The 23,176-nt window shown below is 60.2% G+C and carries 16 protein-coding genes; 7 read left to right on the forward strand and 9 right to left on the reverse strand.

All coding sequences use genetic code 11. The annotated features are described in order from the left end of the window. Positions 1–125 precede the first annotated feature (125 nt). Both D4Q51_RS04400 and D4Q51_RS04405 read left to right on the forward strand, forming a co-directional pair. Positions 126–1,625, forward strand: a complete 1,500-nt coding sequence (locus D4Q51_RS04400) for a sulfatase (protein ID WP_120076551.1) — start codon at positions 126–128, stop codon at positions 1,623–1,625. A 120-nt stretch (positions 1,626–1,745) separates the two neighbouring features. Then, positions 1,746–3,002: an MFS transporter gene (locus D4Q51_RS04405; protein WP_205689434.1), complete on the forward strand. Its 1,257-nt coding sequence runs from the start codon at positions 1,746–1,748 to the stop codon at positions 3,000–3,002. Between the two features lie 13 nt (positions 3,003–3,015). Here the strand turns inward: D4Q51_RS04405 and D4Q51_RS04410 are convergent, their stop codons facing one another. The 3 genes from D4Q51_RS04410 to D4Q51_RS04420 are packed head-to-tail and all read right to left on the reverse strand — an operon-like array spanning position 3,016 to position 7,209. Next, complete coding sequence (locus tag D4Q51_RS04410; protein WP_162925136.1) at positions 3,016–4,410, reverse strand: sulfatase-like hydrolase/transferase; 1,395 nt, start codon at positions 4,408–4,410, stop codon at positions 3,016–3,018. Positions 4,411–4,412: 2 nt separating this feature from the next. Beyond that, positions 4,413–6,119, reverse strand: a complete 1,707-nt coding sequence (locus D4Q51_RS04415) for a sulfatase family protein (RefSeq protein ID WP_120076554.1) — start codon at positions 6,117–6,119, stop codon at positions 4,413–4,415. Between the two features lie 40 nt (positions 6,120–6,159). Continuing rightward, positions 6,160–7,209 (reverse strand): LacI family DNA-binding transcriptional regulator, encoded by a 1,050-nt coding sequence (locus D4Q51_RS04420; protein ID WP_120076555.1) that lies wholly within the window; start codon positions 7,207–7,209, stop codon positions 6,160–6,162. A gap of 128 nt (positions 7,210–7,337) precedes the next feature. On the opposite strand from D4Q51_RS04420, the gene D4Q51_RS04425 reads away from it, so the two are divergent. Genes D4Q51_RS04425 through D4Q51_RS04440 form a run of 4 tightly spaced genes read left to right on the forward strand, consistent with a single transcriptional unit; the run spans position 7,338 to position 13,152 of the window. Next, positions 7,338–8,747, forward strand: a complete 1,410-nt coding sequence (locus D4Q51_RS04425; protein ID WP_120076556.1) for a sulfatase family protein — start codon at positions 7,338–7,340, stop codon at positions 8,745–8,747. Then, the gene (locus D4Q51_RS04430) at positions 8,737–9,744 is read left to right on the forward strand and encodes a formylglycine-generating enzyme family protein (RefSeq protein ID WP_120076557.1); all 1,008 of its coding nucleotides are present in this window, start codon (positions 8,737–8,739) and stop codon (positions 9,742–9,744) included. Before D4Q51_RS04425 ends, D4Q51_RS04430 begins: the two co-directional genes overlap by 11 nt. A 38-nt stretch (positions 9,745–9,782) precedes the next feature. Next, positions 9,783–11,762, forward strand: coding sequence for a glycoside hydrolase family 3 protein (locus tag D4Q51_RS04435; protein WP_240624564.1), 1,980 nt, complete (start codon positions 9,783–9,785; stop codon positions 11,760–11,762). Between the two features lie 46 nt (positions 11,763–11,808). Continuing rightward, complete coding sequence (locus D4Q51_RS04440; protein ID WP_120076558.1) at positions 11,809–13,152, forward strand: MFS transporter; 1,344 nt, start codon at positions 11,809–11,811, stop codon at positions 13,150–13,152. A 44-nt stretch (positions 13,153–13,196) separates the two neighbouring features. Here the strand turns inward: D4Q51_RS04440 and D4Q51_RS04445 are convergent, their stop codons facing one another. The 4 genes from D4Q51_RS04445 to D4Q51_RS04460 form a co-directional block, all read right to left on the reverse strand. After that, the gene (locus D4Q51_RS04445; protein ID WP_120076559.1) at positions 13,197–14,888 is read right to left on the reverse strand and encodes a sulfatase-like hydrolase/transferase; all 1,692 of its coding nucleotides are present in this window, start codon (positions 14,886–14,888) and stop codon (positions 13,197–13,199) included. 110 nt (positions 14,889–14,998) lie between these two features. Further along, entirely contained in the window at positions 14,999–17,248 is a 2,250-nt protein-coding gene (locus D4Q51_RS04450) for a TonB-dependent receptor (protein ID WP_162925138.1), read from the reverse strand. 216 nt (positions 17,249–17,464) lie between these two features. After that, positions 17,465–17,851 carry a hypothetical protein gene (locus tag D4Q51_RS15630; protein WP_162925139.1) on the reverse strand — a complete coding sequence of 129 codons (387 nt, stop codon included), beginning with the start codon at positions 17,849–17,851 and terminating at the stop codon, positions 17,465–17,467. A gap of 149 nt (positions 17,852–18,000) precedes the next feature. Then, positions 18,001–19,077 (reverse strand): helix-turn-helix transcriptional regulator, encoded by a 1,077-nt coding sequence (locus D4Q51_RS04460; protein WP_120076562.1) that lies wholly within the window; start codon positions 19,075–19,077, stop codon positions 18,001–18,003. 138 nt (positions 19,078–19,215) lie between these two features. Between D4Q51_RS04460 and D4Q51_RS04465 the strand changes: the two genes are divergently transcribed. Further along, complete coding sequence (locus D4Q51_RS04465; protein WP_162925140.1) at positions 19,216–19,650, forward strand: UrcA family protein; 435 nt, start codon at positions 19,216–19,218, stop codon at positions 19,648–19,650. Between the two features lie 912 nt (positions 19,651–20,562). Here the strand turns inward: D4Q51_RS04465 and D4Q51_RS04470 are convergent. Together D4Q51_RS04470 and D4Q51_RS04475 are read right to left on the reverse strand one after the other, a co-directional pair. Beyond that, a complete protein-coding gene (locus D4Q51_RS04470) occupies positions 20,563–20,967 on the reverse strand; it encodes a hypothetical protein (protein ID WP_120076564.1) in 405 nt (134 codons plus the stop codon). Positions 20,968–21,130: 163 nt separating this feature from the next. After that, a complete protein-coding gene (locus D4Q51_RS04475; protein WP_120076565.1) occupies positions 21,131–23,101 on the reverse strand; it encodes a protein-L-isoaspartate(D-aspartate) O-methyltransferase in 1,971 nt (656 codons plus the stop codon). Positions 23,102–23,176: the final 75 nt, after the last annotated feature.

Consider the following 23,176-nt stretch of genomic DNA (forward strand, 5'->3'; position numbering starts at 1 on the left):
GTTCTGCCCGGAAGGTTGTAGCCGCCTTCGTCGCGCTTCGAGACTGCAATGATGGACAACGTTGTCACAGCCCGCTAGAGCACGTTGTTGACTGCTAAAATGCAAGCATATGGTTGAGATCTAAAATGAGAATCCTTGCTTCTATATGGCTATTCCTTTCAGCGGCTTTGCTGAGCTCTTGTATCAGCCATTCTCAGCAGACTGTCGCTGAGACACCACGCGAAAGACCTAACGTACTCTTCATCGTCTCGGATGATCTAAACGCCCGTTTGGGAACTTATGGTGCGCAGGTCATCACACCGCATATCGACGAACTCGCCAGCAAAGGTGTGCGTTTCGACCGCGCCTATTCCCAGTATCCCTGGTGCGCGCCCAGCCGGGCCTCTTTCATGACCGGGCTGCGACCTGACACCGTCGGTGTCACCGATCTTTCCACGCCCCTTCGCGCCAAGCACCCGGACCTTGTGACAATCCCTGAACTGTTTCGGCAGAACGGCTACTTCACTGGCCGGGTCGGAAAGATCTTCCATCAGGGTGTACCGGGCGGTGTTGGCCGCCCCGGTCCTGACGATCCGCAAAGCTGGGATATCGCGATAGACCCTGCAGGTCACGATCTCGAGGTACTCGATCGTCTCGAGAACATGACGCCCGGCAATCATATTGGGTCGGCTCTTGCGTTTTACCGAGATGAAGTTGGGGATCTTGAACAGACCGACGGGATGGTCGCTTCAGAAGTTATCGATCTGATCGAGAAACACCGGGATGAACCGTTCTTCATCGCGGCTGGGTTTTACCGTCCGCACGTGCCCGAGGTTGCTCCAGCACCCTATTTCGACCTTTACGATCTAGTCGACATACCGGCTTGGTCGGTCACCGATCACACGACGCCGCCCGAGGCCAGCGCGCTGTTCATTCCGGATGACATGGGCATGACCGAACTGGAGCAACGTCGGTTCATCCAGTCCTATTACGCCGCCACAAGTTTCGTCGACGCGCAGGTCGGCCGGCTACTTGCGGCATTGGAAGAGAACGGTCTGGCAGACAATACCATCGTCGTGTTCGTCAGCGATCACGGTTTCCTTCTGGGTGAGCATGATCAATGGGCAAAGCGCCTGCTGTGGGAGCCATCTGCGCGCGTTCCGCTGGTGATCTATGCACCGGAATCGACAGGTAACGGCAGTGCATCATCGCGCCTTGTCGAACTGGTCGACCTTTTTCCCACGCTTGCCCACTTGGCCGGCTTGTCCGCTCCAGACACACTTGAGGGCCGCAGCCTGGTGCCGTTGCTGAACAAACCGACGCTGGAAGGCTGGGATCGCCCTGTCTACACGCAGATCGCAGGTGGACGCAGCGTGCGCACCGCACGGTGGCATTACGCGGAATTTGAAGCGGGTCGCAAAGGCACGCAGCTTTTCGACCATTCCGTTGACCCCCATGAGACCCGCAATCTGGCCGGCGATCCGCGCTATGCGGATGTCGTGGGACGGCTGAGCGCTCTCCTGCCTGACGATGTTGAGGAGCGCCCAGATCCGCTGCGTTATGACCCGGAAAATGATTGTTTGCACCAGCCCGAAAGAGCCTCGATCACGCTCGGCACCCCGTGTGCCAGGTACATCGATCCGTAAGAGTCACCGAGACAAACTGCAGCACCCTCGCTAGTGCCCGATCGGGCGGGGTTGAAATACGGGCGAGGAACGCAAGCAATGTATTCTGCTGGCTGGAAAGCGGTTGCACTACTGGCGTCAGTGCAAACGCTCGCCTTTTTCCACCGCACCCTCGCAACACTCCTGGCGGAGCCGATCCGACTTGAATTCGGGGTCAGCGATACGCTGATCGGGATGTTCATCGGCGCCGCATTCTCGATCAGCTTCGTGATCGCCGCTCTGCCCTTGGGACATCTGGCGGATCACGAGGACCGGTTCCGCTTGCTCGGCATTTTTGTCGCGACCTGGAGCCTGCTGACCAGTCTTGCGGCTGCTGCGTCCAGCTTCGCCGCCCTGCTACTGCTGAGGGTCGGTTCGGCAGCCGCCATGTCCGGGATAACGCCCGCAGCCGGCTCGCTCATTGCCGAACGCTACGCAGGTCCGAAGCTTGCCAAACCGATGGGAATCTACGCCAGCGGCATATATTTCGGTGTGGGAAGTTCGATGCTGATAGGCGGCGCCCTTGCCGCCGTTTTCGATCCCTTCGGCAGTTTTGCGATCGGGCCCCTGCCATCGCTAAGCGGTTGGAAAATCATCTATCTGCTCGCAGGGTTGCCGGGGCTCATTCTCGCCGCGGTGCTGCTCAGGCAGACCGACCATGGCCGCAGGGAAAATCGCCCTTTCTCTCGCAAGCCCCTCAAACCGGTGTTCGCCTTCCTCTTTGCGCGACCATCCAATTATCTGCGCGTGATGCTGGCTTTGACGATGCTTGTCTTCGTGGCGACCGCGGTCGGAGCCTGGCTGCCAGCACTTTTCCTGCGCAAGCATGGTTGGGCCATAGAGGACATCGGGTTCTGGGCAGGCGCGATCACGATTGCAGCCGGACTGCTTGGCACTCTTGGTAGCGGCTACCTCGTCGAATTCATCGAGCGGATCGTGCGAACCGGCAAGCCACAGGTTCTCCTGTTGATCGTGGCGGCCACAGTTTCGGCACCGCTCGCCATCGCCTTGCCCCTCGTCGCCTCGCCATACGTGTGCCTGGCCCTGTTCTTCTGCAGATCGTTACTGGGCGGTATCATCGTCTCGCTTGGATATGCGATCATGCTCAGTCTCGCGCCGGAGGACCAGAGGGCACGCCTTACCGCGGTGGCAGGCATTACCCTGAACCTGGTTGGCGGGGCGCTGGCACCCGTCGCAGTGGCTCTGACGACAGACTTCGGTTTTGCCGATCCGGGCAGGCTGGCGGATTCGCTGGCTATCGTCACCGCCGTCGGCTCGATTGCGGCGCTGGCCGTCCTGCTGACAGGTATCCGGAGCCTCTTCTATCCGGACATCCAGCTTGGCAGGAACGCCCGCTAACCGAGCTGCGGGTTCAATCGGCCCTGTTGCCCGGAGCGGTGCCGCAGCCCACGACCAGCGGATCGCCACCCTCAACGCTGGGCTCCAGCCCCGCACACCAGGGATAACGTTCCGGATCGAGTGGAACCGTATCGGCATCAAGAATAGCCTGGAACCGCGCCAGCCGTGCCCGATCTTCATCGGTGAGGGATTGCCGGTCCAGCTCGCGCTCTTCGCCAAGCGAAAGGTCGAGCGCAACGAAGCGGCCATCTTCGTAGAGCTTGCGCTCGAGGTCGAAGACGAAGCGGGTCGACGGCCATCTCCACACAGGGGCGTAGTGCTGGAAGATCGTCTCGCGTGCCGACTGCGATCTGCCTTGCGCCACGGCCAGTTGGCTTACACCGTCAACATCAGCGGCCACAGGCAGAGATGCTGCGTCGGCAATGGTGGGCAGCACGTCGGTAAAGTCGAAAAGTGCGCTGCGTCGTTCGCCTGCGGGAATTCGGCCCGGCCAGCGCATCATCAGGGGAACGTGGGTACCTGTCAGCGTGGGCAGACCCTTGCCGCCCCTGATCCGCTCGCCATTACGCACCGAATGGATGCGCCGGTTGGTGCCGTTGTCGGCGGTGAAAATCACCAGCGTGTCCTCTGTCAGGTCGAGCGCATCCAACCGGTCGAGCAGGCGCCCCACCATTCGATCCATGTATTGCATCAGCAGGCCGAAGTTGTGCTGCTCGTTCCCACCCACGCGCTCTGCCGGCGTCGCGACGAAAGGATCGTGCACCAGCACCATCGGATAGTAGAGGAAGAAAGGACGGTCGGCGTGCTCGTCCAGGAACGACAGCGCGTAGTCACTCAGGTAGTCGGGACCAAACCCCTCTTCGGGGATCAGCCAGCTACCGTCTCGCCACAGCGTCGGCCCCCAGTATCGGGAGCCCTTCTGCGGGCCGGGCTCCAGTTGCCAGAGCAGAGACTGGCCAAACCCCGCCTGTGTTGGACTGATACCGGTGCGTCCATCGAACCCATTGCCACTAAGTTGCCACTTGCCCACGATGCCGGTGGCGTAGCCGGCATCGCTGAAAAGATTGCCGAATGTCCGCTCATCAGGACCGAGGTATCCGAACGCCTCGTAATTGCTGGCGTTCTCTTTCCCGGTCATCAGGCGCGTGCGGCTGGGCGAGCACAGAGGCGTGGAGAACGCATGGTCGAACGTTACGCCCTCGCGGACGAGACGATCGATATTGGGCGTGTCGTGTTCCCCGCCATAGGCGCGGAACGCCTCGACGCCGACATCGTCGGCAAGGATTACGACAACGTTCGGCCGCTCGCGTGAAGAACTTTCCTGAGCGGAAGACGTGGCTGGGGCAAGCGCCGTGACGATCATCAGGACTGTCAGCGCAATGGTGCGCAGATGGGAATTGCGGATCATCATCACTCCAGCCCCTCACTGGCCCCTTCCACGCTGTTGCTGCCGGTGCCCAGCACTGGAAATTCGGAAAGGGCTTCCCCTCGTGCATGCGCGGCTGCCTTGGCTGGGCTGTCAGGGAAAATATCGTCGAGGCGGTCCAGGCGGTTCGGCTCGACGTACCAGTCAGCAGGGAAATCGGCGGCACGGGTGCCGCCTTCCATGCGTCGCACGCTGCCGCGCGAGTGCCGCCGTGTGTAGGGAATGACGTGACGACCGTCGCGGTCGGCCAGCTGTTCGAACAAGGCCTGACGCAGTTCGATCTTGGCGTCGAGGTAGTCCGGATCGTCGATGAGGTTGTTCATCTCCTCCGGGTCTTCCGACAGGTCGTACAACTCCTCGATATCGTAGACGCCGTAGTACTGGATATACTTCAGGTTGTCGCGCACGATGGCGAAAGTTCCCGGTGTCATCGGGAAGGTCCATTCCCAGTAGTATTCGTAGATGAAGTCGTCGGGCTGCCACTCGGCTGTTGTCGTCGCGCCGGTCATCAGCGGCCAGGCATTGTGCCCCTCGAACTGTGGCGGCAATTCCAGGCCTGCGAGGGATAGGAACGTGGGCGCAAAGTCGAGATTGCGGATGCGGCCGGGGTTCACCACACCTGCTGGCACCGCGCCCGGAGCGTAGACGAGCATCGGGACCTGAACCGACGGCTGGTAGGCGTTGCGCTTGTCGATCAGGCCGTGATCGCCGATCAGATAGCCATTGTCCGAGGTAAAGACGATCAAGGTGTCGTCTTCCAGATCGTTCGCCTCCAGATAGGCGAGGATTCGCGCCACACTGTCGTCCACGGAAGACAGGGTCGAATAATAGTAACGCAGGTACTCCTGCATCGACATGTCGGAATTGTAGAAGAAGTCGAGACCGTGCCAGGTGTTGCGCTGGTTATAGACCCAAAGTGGCTTGCCTTCGTAATTCTCGGGCGTGTTGGCGGCACTGTCGGGAAGGTCGAAGACGACGTTATCATACTGTCCCGCATGACGCGGAGCCGGCAACGGATCGGAATGGACGGCCTTGTGGCTGAGATAGAGCATGAACGGTCGGTCGGGGTCGCGCTCGCTCTCAAGCCAGTTCATCGCATAGTCGGTCAGCTCATCGGTGATGTAGCCGCGCTGCGGGACCACCTCTCCATCGACGTTGTACGTCGTTTCGCGTCCTGGTGGGGCATCGGGATCGGGGTAGTAGCTTCCCTGCCCCTTGAAGCTGACCCACTTGTCAAACCCGGCCCGCGGTTCGTCAGAGGCCGCGCCCATGTGCCACTTGCCGATAAAGGCCGTGCTGTAGCCCGCCTGTTGCAGGTAGGCCGGGAAAAATGTCAGGCCTTCCTCGCTGGAATCGTTGTTGTCCACGATACCGTGATTGCGCGCTGTCATTCCGGTTAGGATCGTTGCGCGACTGGGGCTGCAAAGCGATGACGTGACCAGCGTATTGGGCATGTAGGTGCCGCCGCGCGCCAGGCGATCCAGTGCCGGCGTCTGCAGTTCCGGCTGAAGGAAACCCATCCCGTCGAAACGCAAGTCGTCGACAAGGATGAAGATGATGTTGCGCGGCTGGTTCTGGGCGACGGAAACATCTGCGGGCCCTGCCTGCTCGGCAGAGAGCGGATGGGCACACGCGCCTGTTAGCAGCGCCAGCCCTGTGAAAAGGGCCTTGGCTCTCGGTGCAAATTTCATGACGTCCTCTAGTATTCCTGTGTTGGGCTGGCCGCCGCGTTCAGATCGCCGCAAAGGAAGCGCGTTCGACGAAGCGATAGGGATGGTTCACAACCTTGCCTTCGGCCATGTCGCGCATGGCCACCGAGTTGATAAGCTCGGTGGCGGCGTCCCGGCTGATCTCGATCGTCGGTTGCCGGATGGTGGTCAGGCGCGGGAAGCACTGGGACGCGACAGCAAGGTCGCCGAAGCCAATCACGCTGAGGTCCCCCGGAATATCGAGGCCGATACTCTTGGCATAGGCGATGACACCGGCGGCCATCTCGTCGTTGGCGGCGAATATTGCGGTCGGTCGCCAGTCGGAACTCTCATTCAGGAATTGCGCTGCAGCTGCCCATCCGCTGTCGAAGGTGAAGTTCCCGTCAAGGTCACGCAGTTCGACTTCTGGCTCCTCGGAAAGCGTACGCGAAAAGCTTTGCCGGCGCAGGTGGTGAGAACCGTGGTTAGGAGGCCCTGCGATATACCCCACCTTGCGATGATTGTGCCGCAGGATGTAACTGGCCACGTCTGCGCCTGCCGCCTCGTTGTCGAAGCCGATGGAAATCGTCCGCTCGTGCGCCTTGCCCGGGTTTATGCGCACGCATGGCATGCCCTTGTTGACCAGATGGTCGACCAGCCAGAGACGATCGCACAACGGGGGGACGAGGACGAGTCCGTCCAGCGTCATATCTTCCAGCAGCGCGTCGATAGCTTCCGCTCCGGCCTCGATCTGGTCGTTAGTGATGGGCTCTATCAGCAAGTGATAGCCTGCCCGACCGCACGACTGGAGAAGACCGGTAATGACGTCGGTGATATATGTCGGGATCGAGCGGTCCGAGCCCGGTTCGATATATCCGGTGAGCGGCCCGAGGATAAGCCCGATGGTGTAGGACTTGCCGCCCCGCAAGAGACTGGCGGCACGGTTGGGCCTGTAGCCCAGCGCCGTCATCGAAATTTCGACCTTTTCGCGAAGGTCCTCCCCAACGCTCGGGTTCTTGTTGATGACGCGCGATACCGTCTTGAACGAAACGCCTGCGTGCTTCGCAATATCCTTGATAGTGACTTTTGCCATCGGCTAGCCTCTCCCGCTAAAGTCCGCAGTTTCTATCCTGCTTTGTATTGACTGGAGACAACGTTGTCTATAGCCAATCGGGCAAAAGTTGTCGTTGCGACATGGGACGACATTGAGAGGATCGCGAGATGACCTGGTATCGAGATACTACGAGACTTTGCAGGAGCGGAGGATATGTCCTCGGCTTTCTGCTGGCAATGCAGACTTCGGGCGCAGCAGCTTCGGCACAAGAAGCAGAGCACCCGCCGCGTCCCAATTTCGTCGTGATTTTCGTCGACGACCTTGGCTGGGGCGACCTGTCGTCTTCCGGCGCGGAATACATAGAGACGCCGCACATCGATTCCATCGGAGCGGACGGGCTTGTCATGTCGCAGTTCTACGCCGGGTCAAACGTGTGCTCGCCAAGCCGCGCGGCGCTGTTGACCGGTCGATATGCGCCGCGATCCGGCATGCAGTTCGTGACGAGGCCTCATTCCGATTGGGGTCTTCCCGGTGAGGAAATTACCATTGCCGAGATGCTACGCGATGCGGGTTATGCCACAGGCATGGTCGGCAAATGGCATCTCGGCCACCGACTGGAATATTGGCCCACCCAGCAAGGCTTCGAAAGCTTTCTTGGCGTCCCCTACTCCAACGATCTGGAGCCGTTCAGCCTCTATCGCGGAACCGAAATGGTCGAACGCGAAATCGATCAGACGACACTGGAGGATACCTACGCGACGGAAGCCGAGCGCTTCATCGCCTCTCACGCTAGCGAACCATTCTTCCTCTACTATGCCACCAACTTCCCCCACCGCCCGCTTTTCTTCCCGCCCGAGAACACTGGCCGCAGCGGACCCGCTGGCGATTATGGCGACACCATCGAAACACTAGACGATGCGGTCGGACGCATTCTCGCGGCTCTCGACGAGAATGGTCTGCGAGACAACACGGTAGTCATCTTCACAAGCGACAACGGTCCATGGTTCCAAGGCAGCAGCGGCCCCTTCAAGGGCCACAAGGGCGATACCAACGAAGGCGGTTACCGCGTGCCGTTCCTGTTGCGCTGGCCTGCTGGCGTGGCTCCCGGAACCCATAACGACGCGATGAGCATGGGAATCGACATGCTCCCTACCTTCGCCCGGCTCGCTGGGGCGCAGGTTCCGCAGGACCGCATCATCGACGGACGTGAAGTGACTGCGATGTGGACGAGTGGTGCACCCAGCCCCCACGAAATACTCTATTTCATCAACAACAACGGCCTCGCTGCTGTCCGTAGCCCACGTTTCAAACTGCTGCTGAGCGAGTACTACCGCGCCTCGCATATAGATTTCCGCCGCTACACCGCCCCCAAGCTGTTCGACATGCTGGCCGACCCGCAGGAGCGCTATGACATCGCCAACAGGTACCCGGACGAGTACGCCCGTTTGCTGGCGCTGGCAGAGGCGATGAGCGCCGAAATCGCACCAATGGCGGTGGATCGTGGCGGAATTTATCCCGAGGATCCCGCAGCCATTCTTGGACCGGTCCTCGAAGGCGGTGAATTGTATGGACATTAATAAGACTATCGGCCTCACCGCTCTGGCCGCGTGCCTGGCAGTTGCGGGGTGCGAGGGCGAAACCGACACGACCACTGCTCAGAGCGAGCAGGTTGCCCGCACCTGCGCAGCGATCGGAGACACGCCAGTCAGGCTTGAAGGCGGCACTTTTGCAATGGGCCAGGCTGAGGTTTACGCCGAGGAAGGCCCTGTTCGGCAGACGACTGTAGACGGTTTCTGGATCGATCCGCACGAGGTTACAAACAGGCAGTTTGCGGCGTTCGTTGAAGCCACCGACTATGTAACCCTGGCAGAGAAGCCTGTCGATCCAGCGGCCTTCGGTGTATCTGAAGAGCAGATCCCGCCAGAATTGCTGCTGCCAGGCTCAGCAGTCTTCACCCCGCCCGAAAGGCCGTCGAACCGCTATTCCGACTGGTGGAAATATGTGCCGGGCGCGAACTGGAAGCGGCCATATGGTCCAGGCGGTCCCGAAGCACAGCCCGATGAGCCGGTGGTTCACCTGGGCTGGGAGGACATGCAGGCCTATGCCCTATGGAAAGGCGGGCGAATGCCAACCGAAGCAGAATGGGAGTATGCCGCATCAGCCGGACAGCCTGCCACCACCGAGCAGCCGGAGGAAGCCAACAGCTGGCAAGGCGTGTTCCCCGCCGTCAACCGTGAGACGGACGGCTTCAGGGGCATCGCTCCCGTCGGCTGTTATGCGCCCAATCCGAATGGGCTTTACGACATGGTCGGCAACGTTTGGGAAGTAACGGCGGACCTGTTCCGCCCCGGACACGATCCGGCGGATACAGACAATCCGCGCGGCCCAAGCGAGAACCAGGCCTATGACCCGCTGAACCCCGGCTTCCCTAGCCGCGTGATGAAAGGCGGTAGCTACCTGTGCGCTCCGAACTATTGCCAGCGCTATCGTCCCGCGTCCCGCCAAGGCCGCGACCCCGGTATGGGAGCGAGCAATGTCGGCTTCCGCCTCGCTTACGATATGCCGCCAGCCTGATGCTGGCCCCAACCCTTTCTGAAATACAGGAATCTTTCATGAAGACCGCAAAGCTACTGGCAACCTCGATGCATGTTTTGGGCGCCGTCGCATTGAGTGGCTGCGTCCACGGCAACGCGCAACCCTCGCCACCGACGCAGCCCGATCTCGGCTTGCGGGTGAAAGAGGCAATCGCGATTGATGGGCTACAGTTCCGCGATGCCGATGGCGACGGGCAACTGTCTCCTTATGAAGATTGGCGCTTGTCGCCAGAAGAGCGCGCTATCGACCTTGCTGGTCGCATGACACAGGCCGAGAAGGTCGGCACGTTGATGCATTCGACAATGCCGGGCCTTGGTGGCGAACTCGGACGCGCCGACAGCTACGACCTTGAAGCACTCGGCGCCCTGGTGAGTGACAAGCATGTCACCAGCTATATCACGCGCCTGACTCTGGCCCCCGCCCAGCTGGCAGAACAGAACAACCTCGCGCAGGAAGTCGCAGCCGGCGGTCGGCTGGGTATACCACTGACGATCAGCACCGATCCGCGAAACCACTTCAGCTATGTGCTTGGCGCGGCAGAGGCTGGTAGTGGCACGACCCAGTGGCCAGAGCTTCTCGGATTTGCGGCGCTGAGAGATCCGGCTCTGGTCCGCGAGTTCGGTGAAATCGCCCGCCGTGAATATCGTGCCCTCGGCATCCACATGGCGCTCTCGCCGCAGCTCGATCTGCTGACCGAACCACGCTGGCCGCGCGGTAGCGGCACTTTCGGCAGCCAGGCCGAACTCAGCAGTGAACTGGGCGGTGCCTATGTCGAATCCTTTCAGGGCAGCGCCAATGGCTTGCAGGCAGATGGCGTGATGACGGTGGTGAAGCACTGGGTGGGTTACGGCGCGCAACCAGAAGGGTTCGAGGCGCACAATTACTATGGTCGCTTCGCGGACCCGGGCGACTATCTCTCGCAGCACATCGCGGCCTTCGATGGCGCGCTGGAGGCGAAAAGCGCCGGAATCATGCCCGCCTACCCGATCCTGCGCGATGCAACGCTAAACGGAGAGGCAATCGAAGCCGTCAGCCCCGGTTACAGCGCACAATTGCTCGACGGCCTGCTGCGGCAGCGCCGGGGTTACGAAGGCATTATCCTGTCGGATTGGGCCATCACCCGCGATTGCAACGAGAGGTGCATGAATCCCACCGACGAGGCGCCGCAGCGCCCCCAGGACATCGCGACGTCATGGGGGGTGGAAGGCCTGACTGTGCAGCAACGTTACGTCAAAGGCGTGCAGGCCGGGATCGACCAGTTCGGCGGCACCGACGATGTACTTCCCCTGCTCGCAGCGATGGAAGCGGGTGAGATCGACGAAGCCCGCGTCGATCAGTCGGTGATCCGCGTGATGGTGCCCAAGTTCCAGCTCGGTCTTTTCGAAAATCCCTATGTCAGCCCCGCAGCAGCGACGGCAGCGATCGGCGGTGCAGAAGATATCGCCAAGGCCGACAGACTACAGCGTGAATCGCAGGTCCTCCTACGCAATGAAGGAACCACCCTGCCCTTTTCGCCCGGTGCAAAGGTCTGGCTGCAAGGCATGTCACACGACGCGGCTCAGTCAGCTGGCTTGCAGGTAGTGGAAGACATTGCCGACGCTGATTTCGCCATCGTGCGTACCGATACCCCATCGGAAATGCTCCATCCGAACCATTTCTTCGGTAGCCGTTACAAGGAAGGGCGCCTGAACTTCGAGCCCGGAGATCCTGCTTACGAAGCCTTGGCCCAAGCGAATGCCGCTGGGGTGCCAACAATGCTGGCGATTTTCCTCGACCGGCCTGCCGTGCTGACCGATGTGCTGCCACTTACCGACGTAATACTGGCCAACTTCGGAGCGAGCGACGCCGCCGTGCTGGACGTCGCGCTGGGCCGCGCCGAGGCGCGTGGACGTCTCCCATTCGAGTTGCCGCGTTCGATGGAAGCCGTGCGAGCGCAGGATCCTGCGGCACCAGATGACAGCGCCGATCCTCTCTATCCGTACGGCGCCGGACTGTAATCGTCAGCCTCCCTCGGTTCTGCCCCTCGTTTCGAAAGATGCCCTCATGAATGATCGCGCTGGCGCAAGCCCCGTGCGCACGGCCTTCCTCGCCGTAACAACACTCTTCTTCGCATGGGGGTTTATCACCTCGCTGATCGACCCATTGGTTGCCGCTGTGAAAGGGATCTTCACGCTGACCAACCTGCAGGCACAGTTGTCTGCTTCAGCGTTCTTCATCGCTTATGGGCTCGTCTCGTTCCCAGCCGCCGGCCTTATCGCCAGACTTCACGCAGCGCGTGCGATTTTGCTCGCTCTCACAATGATGATCGGGGGATGTATGGTGATGCTGGTGGCGGCCAATCTCGCGGTCTACCTGCTGGTGTTGCTCGGCCTGTTTGTACTCGCCAGCGGCATAACGGTATTGCAGGTTGCAGCGAACCCGCTCGCTGCAAACCTGGGCTCGCCCGCAGGGAGCCACTTCCGGCTGACACTCTCACAGACGTTCAACAGCTTTGGCACTTTTATCGGCCCCTTCATCGGCGCGGTGCTCTTTCTCGAAGGCGTCGAGGTGGCTGACGGGGCGGCGATCAACCCCGAAGCGCGCGACGCTGCGCTTGCAGGGATCGACCGGGCCTATTTCTGGATCTGCGGCCTTCTAATCCTCCTGCTGCTCTTTTTTTTCGTTAGCCGTAAGACGGTGAGCCGGGCGGCGCCGCCGGCCCCGAGCGCAGGTGGTACGGTTGCGATGATGCGCGACGCCTTGTCATCCCGCTGGGCGCTGCTGGGCGGAGCGGCAATCTTTCTCTACGTCGGCGCAGAGGTCGCGATCGGCACCCAGCTTGCGCTCTTCCTGAACTCAGGAGAAATTTGGGGCAATTCCGATGCCGCGTTCGCCGTGCCATTCCTCGGCACTGCGATGGGAAGCGACGGCATCCCCGGCGTGTCGCTGCAGGAGGCTGGTAAGGCAGTTTCCTTCTATTGGGGCGGCGCGATGGTGGGGCGTGCCATAGGCTCCGCGCTGCTTGCGCGTTTTCGCGCTGCACGACTGCTGATCGCATTCACGGCGATCGCAGCACTGATGTGCCTTTACGTGGTTCTGATTGGTGGCGTGGGCGCGGGCTTCGTCGCTCTTTCAATCGGACTCTTCAATTCGATCATGTTTCCCGTCATCTTCACTCTTACACTGGAACGGTCCACGGCCTCCGCAGAGGCGACCTCCGGTCTCCTATGCACCGCCATCATCGGGGGGGCGTTCGTACCGCCGCTCGCGGGCGCCATTGCGGATAGCGCAGGCCTTGCCGTCGCCTTCCTTGCGCCAGCGACATGCTACGTTGTGCTTTGCGTGTTCGCTTTTGCTGCCGGTCGTTCGGACGTTTCTAGCAAGGTTGAGGCGAGGAGCGCGCACTGATGGCGCTCCCCGCCCAACAAGAGATTGAAGGCTAGCCTAGGCTCTCATTCGCCGACTTTAGTCGTCGCCGAACTCTCGGCGAAGCCGTAGCGCACGGCCTTCGCTTCGAGCGTCTCACCCTCGCCGAGAGCGATCGGTTCGACATAGATTTCCCATGGTCCGCCATCGATCCGATAACCGATCGAGGCTCCTGGTGTTCCGGAGGTTAATCTGACGAGGCCGCCCTGCGTTACCTGCGCGGTAGGGGCGGCCGTCACCGGCTGCTCGAGACCCGGCCACATGCGCTCCACCATTGCAAGTTCACCGCCGATAGACCGGTCGTCGAACCTGTTCTGGTAGCGTGCCAGTGCGGCACGCATCTGCTCAAGCACACGTGCGTAACGCTGGTCTTGAGCAAGATTGGCCATCTCATATGGATCGGCCCATGTGTCGTACAACTCCTCCTCAGGACGGGGCGCGGTGAAGTACTGCTCGATCCGGGGCGGCAATTCGCCTGCTTCGTGCAAGCGCCACAATTCCTGCATCGATCGCTGCATGTCACGAAAGCCGAGGTGGCGGAAGAACGGCCTTTCAGGCTCGTAGTTGCGAATATATTTCCACCTGTCGTCGCGTACCGCGCGAGAGAAGTCCTGCTGCTCGTCGTGTCGGTCCATCGCCGCGTAGACAAACCTGCGCTCAGGCCCAGTTTCGGGACCCAGAAAAACGCGTCCAGCAAGCCATCCTGGCACATCCTCGCCTGCGAGTTGAAGGATCGTGGGCGCCATATCTACGAAGCTGACAAGCTGGCCGTCGCGCGTTCCCGCGCCGTGCCCGTCGGGCCACCGCACCATTAGGGGCACTTGCAGCCCGCTATCGTACAGCGATCGTTTGGCGCGCGGAATACCGTCACCGTGATCGGTGGTGACGATCACGATGGTGTCATCCGCCAGACCGTCTTCCTCGAGTTCTTCCAGCAGGCGCGCCACCGTCCGCTCGTAGTAGTGAATATTGTCGAGCATCTGCGACAGCTCTTCCCGCACGAGCGGGGTGTCAGGCAGGAACGGCGGAACCACCACGTCGGCGGGATCATGCACGCGTGGACGCCCCGTCAGCGCCTCGCGCAACTGGGCACCCAGCCGCTGCGCCATCGGGTGGGCATCGGGATCGAGATCAAGCGGAAAAGTCCAGCTTTCGTGGGTCTCCATGATGTTGACCATGGCGAAGAACGGCTGTCCCTCCGCCCTCCCGCGCCAGGGATGCGCGGCATCGCTATCATCCCAGATCGTGAACGGACCGCCGCGATAACTGTCCAGCCCGAGCTGGTAATCGGTCTTGCCGTTGTTGGTGGTGTAATACCCGGCCCGGCGCAGAAGTTCTGGATAGGCCTTCACATAGGATGGCGGCACCGCGGTGTACGGCAGGCGCGACCCGTCTTCGAGTTCCACGCCCGAAGAGACCCGCATCTGCTGCGCGCCGATCGCCTGCTGCGGAACGCCCATCGCCAACGCCGCACGACTGGGTGCGCAAACACCTGCCGTGGTAAATGCCCGTTCATAGAGCACTGCGTCTTCGGCAAAGGCATCCAGCACCGGGGTTTGCACCACCGGATCGCCGTAGGCACCGATATGCGGGCTCATGTCCTCGAACACGATGAGCAGGAAATTGGGCCGTTCCCCGCCCTCACCCTGTGCGAGGGATGAAAGGGGTGCAATGGCAGCCACGAGGGCGACACAGATGGCGATCTGTTTCTTGAACAATGCGATTCTCCCGCGTCAAAACAATATGGCGGCAGCGACAGGAAATGTCGCTGCCGCCATTGAACACGGGCGATCCAGAGTAGGAGGAGCGACCGCCCGCGTCGGCGTGATCAGAAGCTGAAGCGCCCCTGGATGCCGAAGTAGCGTTCCTGATTGCGCCAGACCTGCGCGGTAACGCGGCCGCCCGTGGCGCTTGAAAAGCCAATACGCTGCGGCAGGTTCTGGTCGAACAGGTTGCGGACGAAGAGGCTGACCGAATAGTCATCGTCCTTCGATTCCACGCCAATCGAAGCGTTGACCAGCCAATAGCCGTCAAGCCGTGACAGCGGGTTCTGATCGAGATCGAACTGGACTGAAGACTGGTAGCTGAAGTTGCCTTGCACGAAGCCATCGACAGGCGCATCATCGCCAAAGGGGACGATCTGGCGGGCAAAGCCGGTCAGGCGCCAGTCGGGCGCATTGGGCAGATCCGCACCGGACAGATCCTGCGCGTTATTCACGCAGCCTTGCGCTTCGGTCTGGCCATCAAAGCAGGGACCGCCGGGGAAATCGTCGATCTTCGCATCCATATACGTCGCGCCAAGACGGAACGTCGTCAGGTCGGTGGGCTGGAACACGGTCTCGATCTCGATACCCTTGGTCGAAATATCGCCCGCGTTGGTGAGTTCGAACGTGATGTCGTTCGGCCGCTGCGCCTGCGCCTGGTAGTTCTGGTACTGCGTATAGAACAGCGCCAGGTTGACGGAGAAGACATCGTCCCAGGTGGAAAGCTTCGCACCCACCTCGAACGCGTCGACCGTCTCGGCCTCGACCGGCTCGCTGCCTTCAAGCGAGGCGAAGGCGGTGTTGAAGCCCTGCCCCTTGTAGCCGCGCGAGTAGCTTGCATAGACGTTGCCCGCACCGAAATCGTAGCGCGCACCGATGTTGCCGGTGAAGGCGGTATCGTCGGTGGAGCCGCTGAAGTCGGCAGGCTGCCCGGCCGCGCCCGGCAAGGCGATGTCACCCGGCACGACGACGTTGGCAGGATCGCGGAACACTTCCCACTCCAGCTTCTCGTGGATCACGCGAAGGCCGCCGAACAGGTTCAGATCGCCGAGATACACGTTGCCACTGACGAAAGCTGCCAGATTGGTCGTCTGATTGCTGCTGTTGAACTGGCCGCTGCGCGGCACTTCGTTACCTGCGGCATTGCGGAATACCCAGCGACGCTGGAACGTGCTGTCGAGATCGACATAGTAGGCAAAGGCACCGACAAGGAAATCGAAACCGCCAAGATCGGGCGATTCCAGGCGGATTTCCTGGCTGTACTGCGTAAGCTGCGTCGTGCCGTTGTTCAGGTCCCACAGGAAGAAGCTGCGATCTGCGGGCGGGGCTGACAGCGGCGTGGAGTCGACGTCAATGTTGTTCTCGAAATCATAGCTGCGCACCGCAGTGGTAGAGTTGAGGACGAAATCGTTGCCGAACAGATACTCGGCATTCATCTGCGCGCCCCGCTGCTCGGAATCGCTGCGCGGCGGGGTGTTGATGTTCACGTCCGTATTTGAAATCCCCAACTCGAGCGGGGCGACGGCCTCGACCACGGTCGGGTTCAGCGCGTCGGCAAGAACGAATGTTGGCGTGCTAGTCGAATCTCGATAGTCGCCGATGAATTCCAGCGAGAGGCTGTCCGTCACGTCGGCCTGCAATTTGCCGCGCACGCCCCAGGCTTCGTAGCCATTGTACTCGTCACCATTGAACAAGTTCTCGGTGATGCCGTCATACTGCTTGTAGAATGCGCTGACGCGGGCGGCGATGCCATCGGACAGCGGGCCTGAAACGGAGCCGCGCACCTGGTATTCGTTACCTTCGGCATACATAGCGTCGAATTCGCCGCTCAGATAATCGGTCGCGTCCTTCGTGGTGACAGAGACCACGCCGGCGGAGGCGTTCTTGCCAAACAGGGTAGACTGCGGGCCACGCAGAACCTCGATACGCTGCACGTCGATGAAATCCTGAAAGCCCTGCCCCGCACGCGCCATGACCACATCGTCGAAGACAATGGATACGGAAGGCTCGACGCCGGACGAGAAAACATTCGTGCCGATGCCGCGAATGTTGAGCGAGCTGTTATTCTCGTTGTTACCCTGCGTGAAGGTCACGCTGGGAACGGCTTGGGAAATCTGGTCCACACCGCTAACACCCGAATCGTCGAGAAGCTCGCCCGAAACGACAGATACAGCAACCGGAACTTCCTGCAGCGTCTGCTCACGGCGGGTGGCGGTGACGACGATGGCGTTACTGTTTGCGCTGCGCTCTTCGGCGGCGCTCTCGTCAGCTTGGTTCTCCTGCGCAATGGCAGGCGTGGCGACTCCAAGCGCCACAAACGACGCCGACAGCATTAAACTCTTGGTGACTTTCATAACTCTCTCCCTGTGCTTTTCGCGATTGGGCGCGCGATTTACGGCTGCCTTAGAGACAACGTTGCCTCAGGTCAATACAACGTTGTCTCTAAGGCAGCTAAAAGATTGCCGGAAACTTGCTAGACCGATGATCAAAGGCGAATCTCGCTTGTCGAAAATCGCGCTATGCGGACATCATCAACAGTGGATCATCCGGTTTGGCATCCGTGAATGTCCGCAACAAAGGCGTGAAGGATAGAACGCGAATGACCGAGATGAGGGCGCAAGGCTGCCGTCCCGCCAATGTCCGCAATCGGGTCGTTTGCCGACAGGCAGGTTTTGGGCCGTGAACAGGGCAAGGCTGCCACTCCACTTCTGGGCATAGAGGAAAATGAACGGCGGCAAGCGACCGCCCGCGACATCATCAACAGCGAACTTCAGCACCACCGCGCTGCCGAGAAGCGCCAGCGCGATCAAAGCTGCCCAGACAGACTTGCGCGGGGGGAGACGAGAGTGAAAACGGGAAGCGAAGTCCCACCGTTGCCCGGAAAGTATGGTCTCAAGCCGATTGAGCCGTTCAGGCATTGGTTCTTCTCCTCCACCTCGCCCGATCCAAGCGCCTGATTTTGAAACGCGTTCCCCTCAAATCTCTAGAGATGAGAATATGGCACTCTGCAAGCACGGCAGACAATCAAGAACTCCCGCCAGAACGGATGAGCTGGATTCAGTAAAGGTCAGATTGTCTCAACGAGGTGAACCAGCTCAGCCTGTCTATGAACTCCAGTCTTGGAGTAGATTGCTTCCAGGTGGGACCTGATGGTGCTGGAGGACAGACCGCATCGCATTGCAATTTCCCTTCTCCCGCCACCTGCGCAAGCCTCCATAGCAATTCTCGTTTCCGCGGGGGTCAAGGAGAAAGCTTCACTTAATCGCTTCATTCGCTCCTTCTTTATTCGTTCGTCTGACGTCAACCAAATCAAGGCAGCAGGTCGATCAATAATCACCGGGCTGAGACTCTTTCCGGGGGAGCAGGGGATGACAACCAGCCGCATCTGAGAGCCTTCGCGGTCGCTAAGGTTCATCGCAGAGCCCTCGGCCTTTTCAATGGCGCGCTGGAGCATAGCCTTCACTGGGCCCGGAGCGATCTGAACCTTGTTTCGACCTTTCTGTATGAGATCGAGCGCCTCTAACCAGGTCAAAGTCTGTGAGTGGGAATGCAAAACGGTGCCGCTCCGGTCGACAACGAGAAAGCCGCAAGCCATCTCTGCTTGCGCCTGATTGGTGATGAGCTGCGCCATCTGGAGGCGGCGAAGTATCGTCACAGAGCGGGTCAGATGCTGGACAATTTCGCCGAACAGTTTCTTCTCACCTCTCTCGAAACCGATCTTCGAAATTGGAGCATGCACGGTTACCGAGGCAGTTGCACCGCTGTGCGAGACGACATTCGCGGCGAGTGAACCACCTCCGACTCCCTGTGGGAGCCACCACTCATTGTAGAACTCGGTGCTTCTGAGCCAGTGCACATCAAACATCTCTTCATAATCGATCACTCTTCCGACGGGATAAAGCCGCAACTTCTGAGCAATCGTGAACTTCTTCTGCCAGTGAGAGAAGAAGGAAGCGCGATCATCTTCGCGCCACATGGGTGTGATAACTTGCGCTTCACCGCGTAGGGGATCGACCATCACGAAATTGCATTGCTCGCAATTCATTGAACGTGCGACGCGGGTTAGCATTGCCGGCCACTCATCAGGATCAAGGGCTGCATCATAGATGCTTCGGATCAGGCTATCCCGCTCACTTCGCTGCATGGCACGGTGTCCCGAAAAGCGATGGCTCAACCAATATCACATAAATTTTGCCACCGCATCGGACATCTGTCCGATGCGCCGGCTGATGATGATCTTCATTCTCGGGAAGTCGACAAGATAGCCCGAAAGGAATCTCGCATGCAGAAAAAACTATGTCTGGTTGCCTTCGCAGCGCTAACTCTGGGTTCAATATCCCAATCTGTTGGAGCTCAGGAGGCAGCCAGTGAGCAAGTGCATTACTTTGATCTAGATCTGCGATCGGATGCTGGTGTGGTTGCGTTAGATAACCGTATCAGAAAAGCCGTTCGTAAAGTGTGCGCCGGTTTTTCAAGAGCTGGGTATTTCGAATGGATGATCCAGAACGATTGTAAATTCGCCACCCTCGCCAGCGTAATGCCTTTAAGAGATGCCGCGATTGAAAGAGCTAGGACGCAAGATGGCCCGGTCGAGGTCTTGGCGATCTCGGTCGTTCCGAAATTGCCTGACAATTTACAAGAGGTGACCGCGAGGAGAAAGCTGCGGACCCAGCGACGCCAACTCCTGTTACGAATTCCCCAAAGTTTGCAAATCTGAAAGGCTATTTTCTCGAAATCGGATTGCGTGAACTCCGAGTCTGATGGCGTCTTTGGCGAATGGTCGCTTTCGTCCCATCGGAGTGCAAAACACTTCACCGTAACAATGGGGCTTTCGGGACGTTAGCGGCTCGCGCGCTCCTCGATCACCGTCAACCTGATGAGACAGGCGCCAGATGGGTGGGAAGCTGTCGCCAGTCCAAGCCTGAGTGTGCCAGCCGACCCCGCGCCAAGCACGATGATTTCTCTGGGCTGCGAAGTGGGAAGAGATTAAACTGCAGGGGCACGGAGATTCTAGCCAATGGCGAGCTTTTGCTCTTCAGGTGGTCCAACTCTCGGCCGCTTGACACTCGCGCTCCTTCTGGCGCTTCAGGTTCTCTTGGCGATGGTGGTAGACCAAGTTCTTGTAAGGCTTTGGTCGGGAACGACATCACTCTTCAATCTGGCATTTCCTCTTACCCTCTGTGCGCTGGTGGCATATTTCGCGACCGTCGCATCTGTACATCGAAATGACGCAAGCCGGGTTGCTTGGCGACACTGGCGCTGGCTGCCAATATTTTGGCTCTTTGCGTTTCTGACGATTGGGTCTGGAGGGGGCGCCCTCGAGACAAGCGTGGCCCTTTGCCCCGCAGGAGATTCCCAGTGGGTGCTTTGCTGACCCGGCCCTCGTGAGCAATCGGCGCGTTAATTGAATTAGGATCACCTGCGGCTAAGCCGGTCGAGCATAGGCCCTGCTGAGGGCTGGACAGCTTACCCCTTTAGTCTCTTGCGCCGTGCGCCGCATATGGTTGAGGACGCCATCTAATGGCCGCAATCGGATCGTTAGCGGCTGGTCAGGTTCTGGCACGCAGCCAGGTTGAGGAAGTCAGCCCCCTTTGGGTGGAAAGCCGACGCTCAAAAGAACTGCGAGACGCTACGGCCTGCTAAAAGGGACGAAATCACCAAGAAAGACTGCGCCGGTGGTGAAGCCGAGCGTGCGATCCAGCGTTCGAATAACATCCTGCTTGCAAATGCGGCTGCCGAAGCGGTCGATGACGAGGACGTCCGACGCGTCGAGAGATTCCGGGTTTTCCGGTCGGGCGACGTAGATCGTCGATCCTGCGTCATAGACGACGGCTGTCTCGTCGATCACTTCAAGCCGATTGCTGAGAGGTGCATTGATGCACGACTGCGGTTCACCGGCAACCCGGCCTTCCAGCATTGCAGCGAGGCGCGCTTCGCCGTCTGCTGCGGACTGGCCGGTGGTGGCGCAGCCGGACGTCAAGGCCAAGGCTGCGGCGGCTGGTGCGATCATTGCGGTGCGGAATAGGGAACCCATGAGAATTCTCCTTTCGTTTACTCAGGTCGAGGCTTCGAACCGAAGCCATCGGACCATCACCTCTCCAATGGATACGCTGATGCAGATGTTCCGAAAAGTCCGATGACGCTATCCGGATGGGGTTTGGGGTTGGGAACACCCAGGTTCCCCTGCGCGGCTAATCCTACAGGCCAAAGGGATAGAGGTCATCCGCACTTCCTCTGCGAGGCTCGCGCTCTGCAAGCGGCTGCAAGGCATGAGTTGTGTCAAACCAGCAATAGGCATCGAACTGTTCCGGAAGGACTGCATCGGTGTAGTGGCTCCACCTCTCTGTCTCGGGCCGATAGATCACTCCGATGAACCGTTCCAGCCGGGGCTTCGCGAGGCGCCGGGCAACTGCCGACGCGTCCTTGAAATCGAGCAGCATCGGTGACTTCCCGCTATCGTGACAAAGCCTCTCGTAGCTGTCGCGGCGCGAGGGATTGATCGTCATCGTCTCGTGCTCGCCGTCCCAGTCGCTTGCGGCAGTTACTGTCCCGTCGTGTGTCCCGAAGCCGATGAGAGCGACCTCGTCGCCCCATTTCTCGCGCGCAAGCTGGCCGATGTTGTGCTCCGAACGCACCCGCCCCATTTCGGTCGCCCGGGCATCGCCGATATGGCTGTTGTGCGCCCAGACCAAGGCCTTGGCATCGGGTCCGCGTTGCTCGAGCAGGTATTCCAGCGTTTCCGCCATATGGCTGTCCCGCAGGTTCCAGCTCTCGGCACCGCCGTAATACATGATGCGGTAATAACGCTCTGCCGAGGCGACCAGCCGCGCGTTCATGGCTGCATCGAAGCTCGCGCCATCGTTCTGGAGCGCTTTTTCCAGTAGCTCCCGGCATTGCTCGATGACGGGTTGCTCGCATTCGGCAAAGCCCGGTCGCATGGCAGCCCGGCCGTAGGTGGCAGGGTCCGCCTGCCACGGAGTAAGGCATCCGTAGCGCTCGCGTGCAACTTCGGCCGCCTCCGGATCATTCTCCTCCAGATAGGCGAGGATGGCATCGATCGACGCGTGCATGTTGTAGATGTCGAGGCCATAGAAGCCGGCCTGCATTTCAGGAGATTTGCCGGCATTGATCGTCTTCAGGTCCCGCAGGAGATCCGGCATGACGGTGTTGCGCCACATCCAGGTGGGGAAGCGCTGGAACGGCTCTTGGCCGCTCCCGCTTGCCGGTTTGTCCCGGATCAGGCGGTCGTAGGCGGCGGCATCGGGCCAGTCGCCCTCCACCGCGACGATGGTGAAGCCATGCTTCTCGACGAAACGGCGCGTAATCGCGGCGCGGGCGCGGTAGAACTCTTCCGTCCCATGGCTTGCCTCCCCCAGCATCACCACGCGCCTATCCGCAAAGCGATCGAAAGCGGCGGCGAAACCGGGATCGTCAATATCCTTCAGCTCTTCGCCTGCTTCAGCCAGGAGTTTCGGCGTGGTGAGATTGGACGAAGCATCGTGATTGCTGGCTGCGCGCGAACCGTCCTCGGCCACGGAACCGGGGAGGAGCGGCACGAAGCGCACGGGCGCGATCTCGCGTGTTTCCCATTCGTCTGTCTGCTTCCGGGTGATGCACGTGAGTTGCTGGAGACCCTCGTCGCCCACGGGGATGATCAGGCGTCCCCCTATCGCAAGTTGCCGCTTCAGTGCGGCGGGAACCTCCTCGATACGGGCCGCGACCAGTATGGCGTCGAAAGGTGCCTCGTCCTCGAAGCCATTCATACCGTCGCCGGCGATAATGGTGCAGTTGTCGTAACCGAGTGCACTGATCCTTTCCCGCGCAGTGCGGGCGAGCTTTTCGAAACGTTCGACGGCGAACACCTCAGCCGCGATGCGCGACATGACGGCAGCGGCGTAGCCGGAGCCCGCCCCCACTTCCAGAACCCGGTGGGTGGGTCCGATTTCCGCCGCATCGATCATCGAGGCGACGATAAAGGGCTGCGAGATCGTCTGGTCTTCACCGATAGGCAGAGGACCGTCGTCGTAGGCGAATTCGGAAAGGTTGTCGGGCACGAAATCTTCCCTCGGCACCGTGCGGAACGCCTCCAGAATGGCGGTATCGGTTATTCCGCGAGCCTCTATTTGGCTTTCGACCATCCGGTTCCGGCGAATTTTTGCATTGTCCATCTGCTATCCTTCCCGGACGCAGCGGGAAAGCGCCTGCTGCGCCCTTCCTCTTTTCCTGCTGAAACAATGGACGGC

It is taken from the genome of Aurantiacibacter odishensis (assembly GCF_003605195.1).
Classification (GTDB): domain Bacteria; phylum Pseudomonadota; class Alphaproteobacteria; order Sphingomonadales; family Sphingomonadaceae; genus Alteraurantiacibacter; species Alteraurantiacibacter odishensis.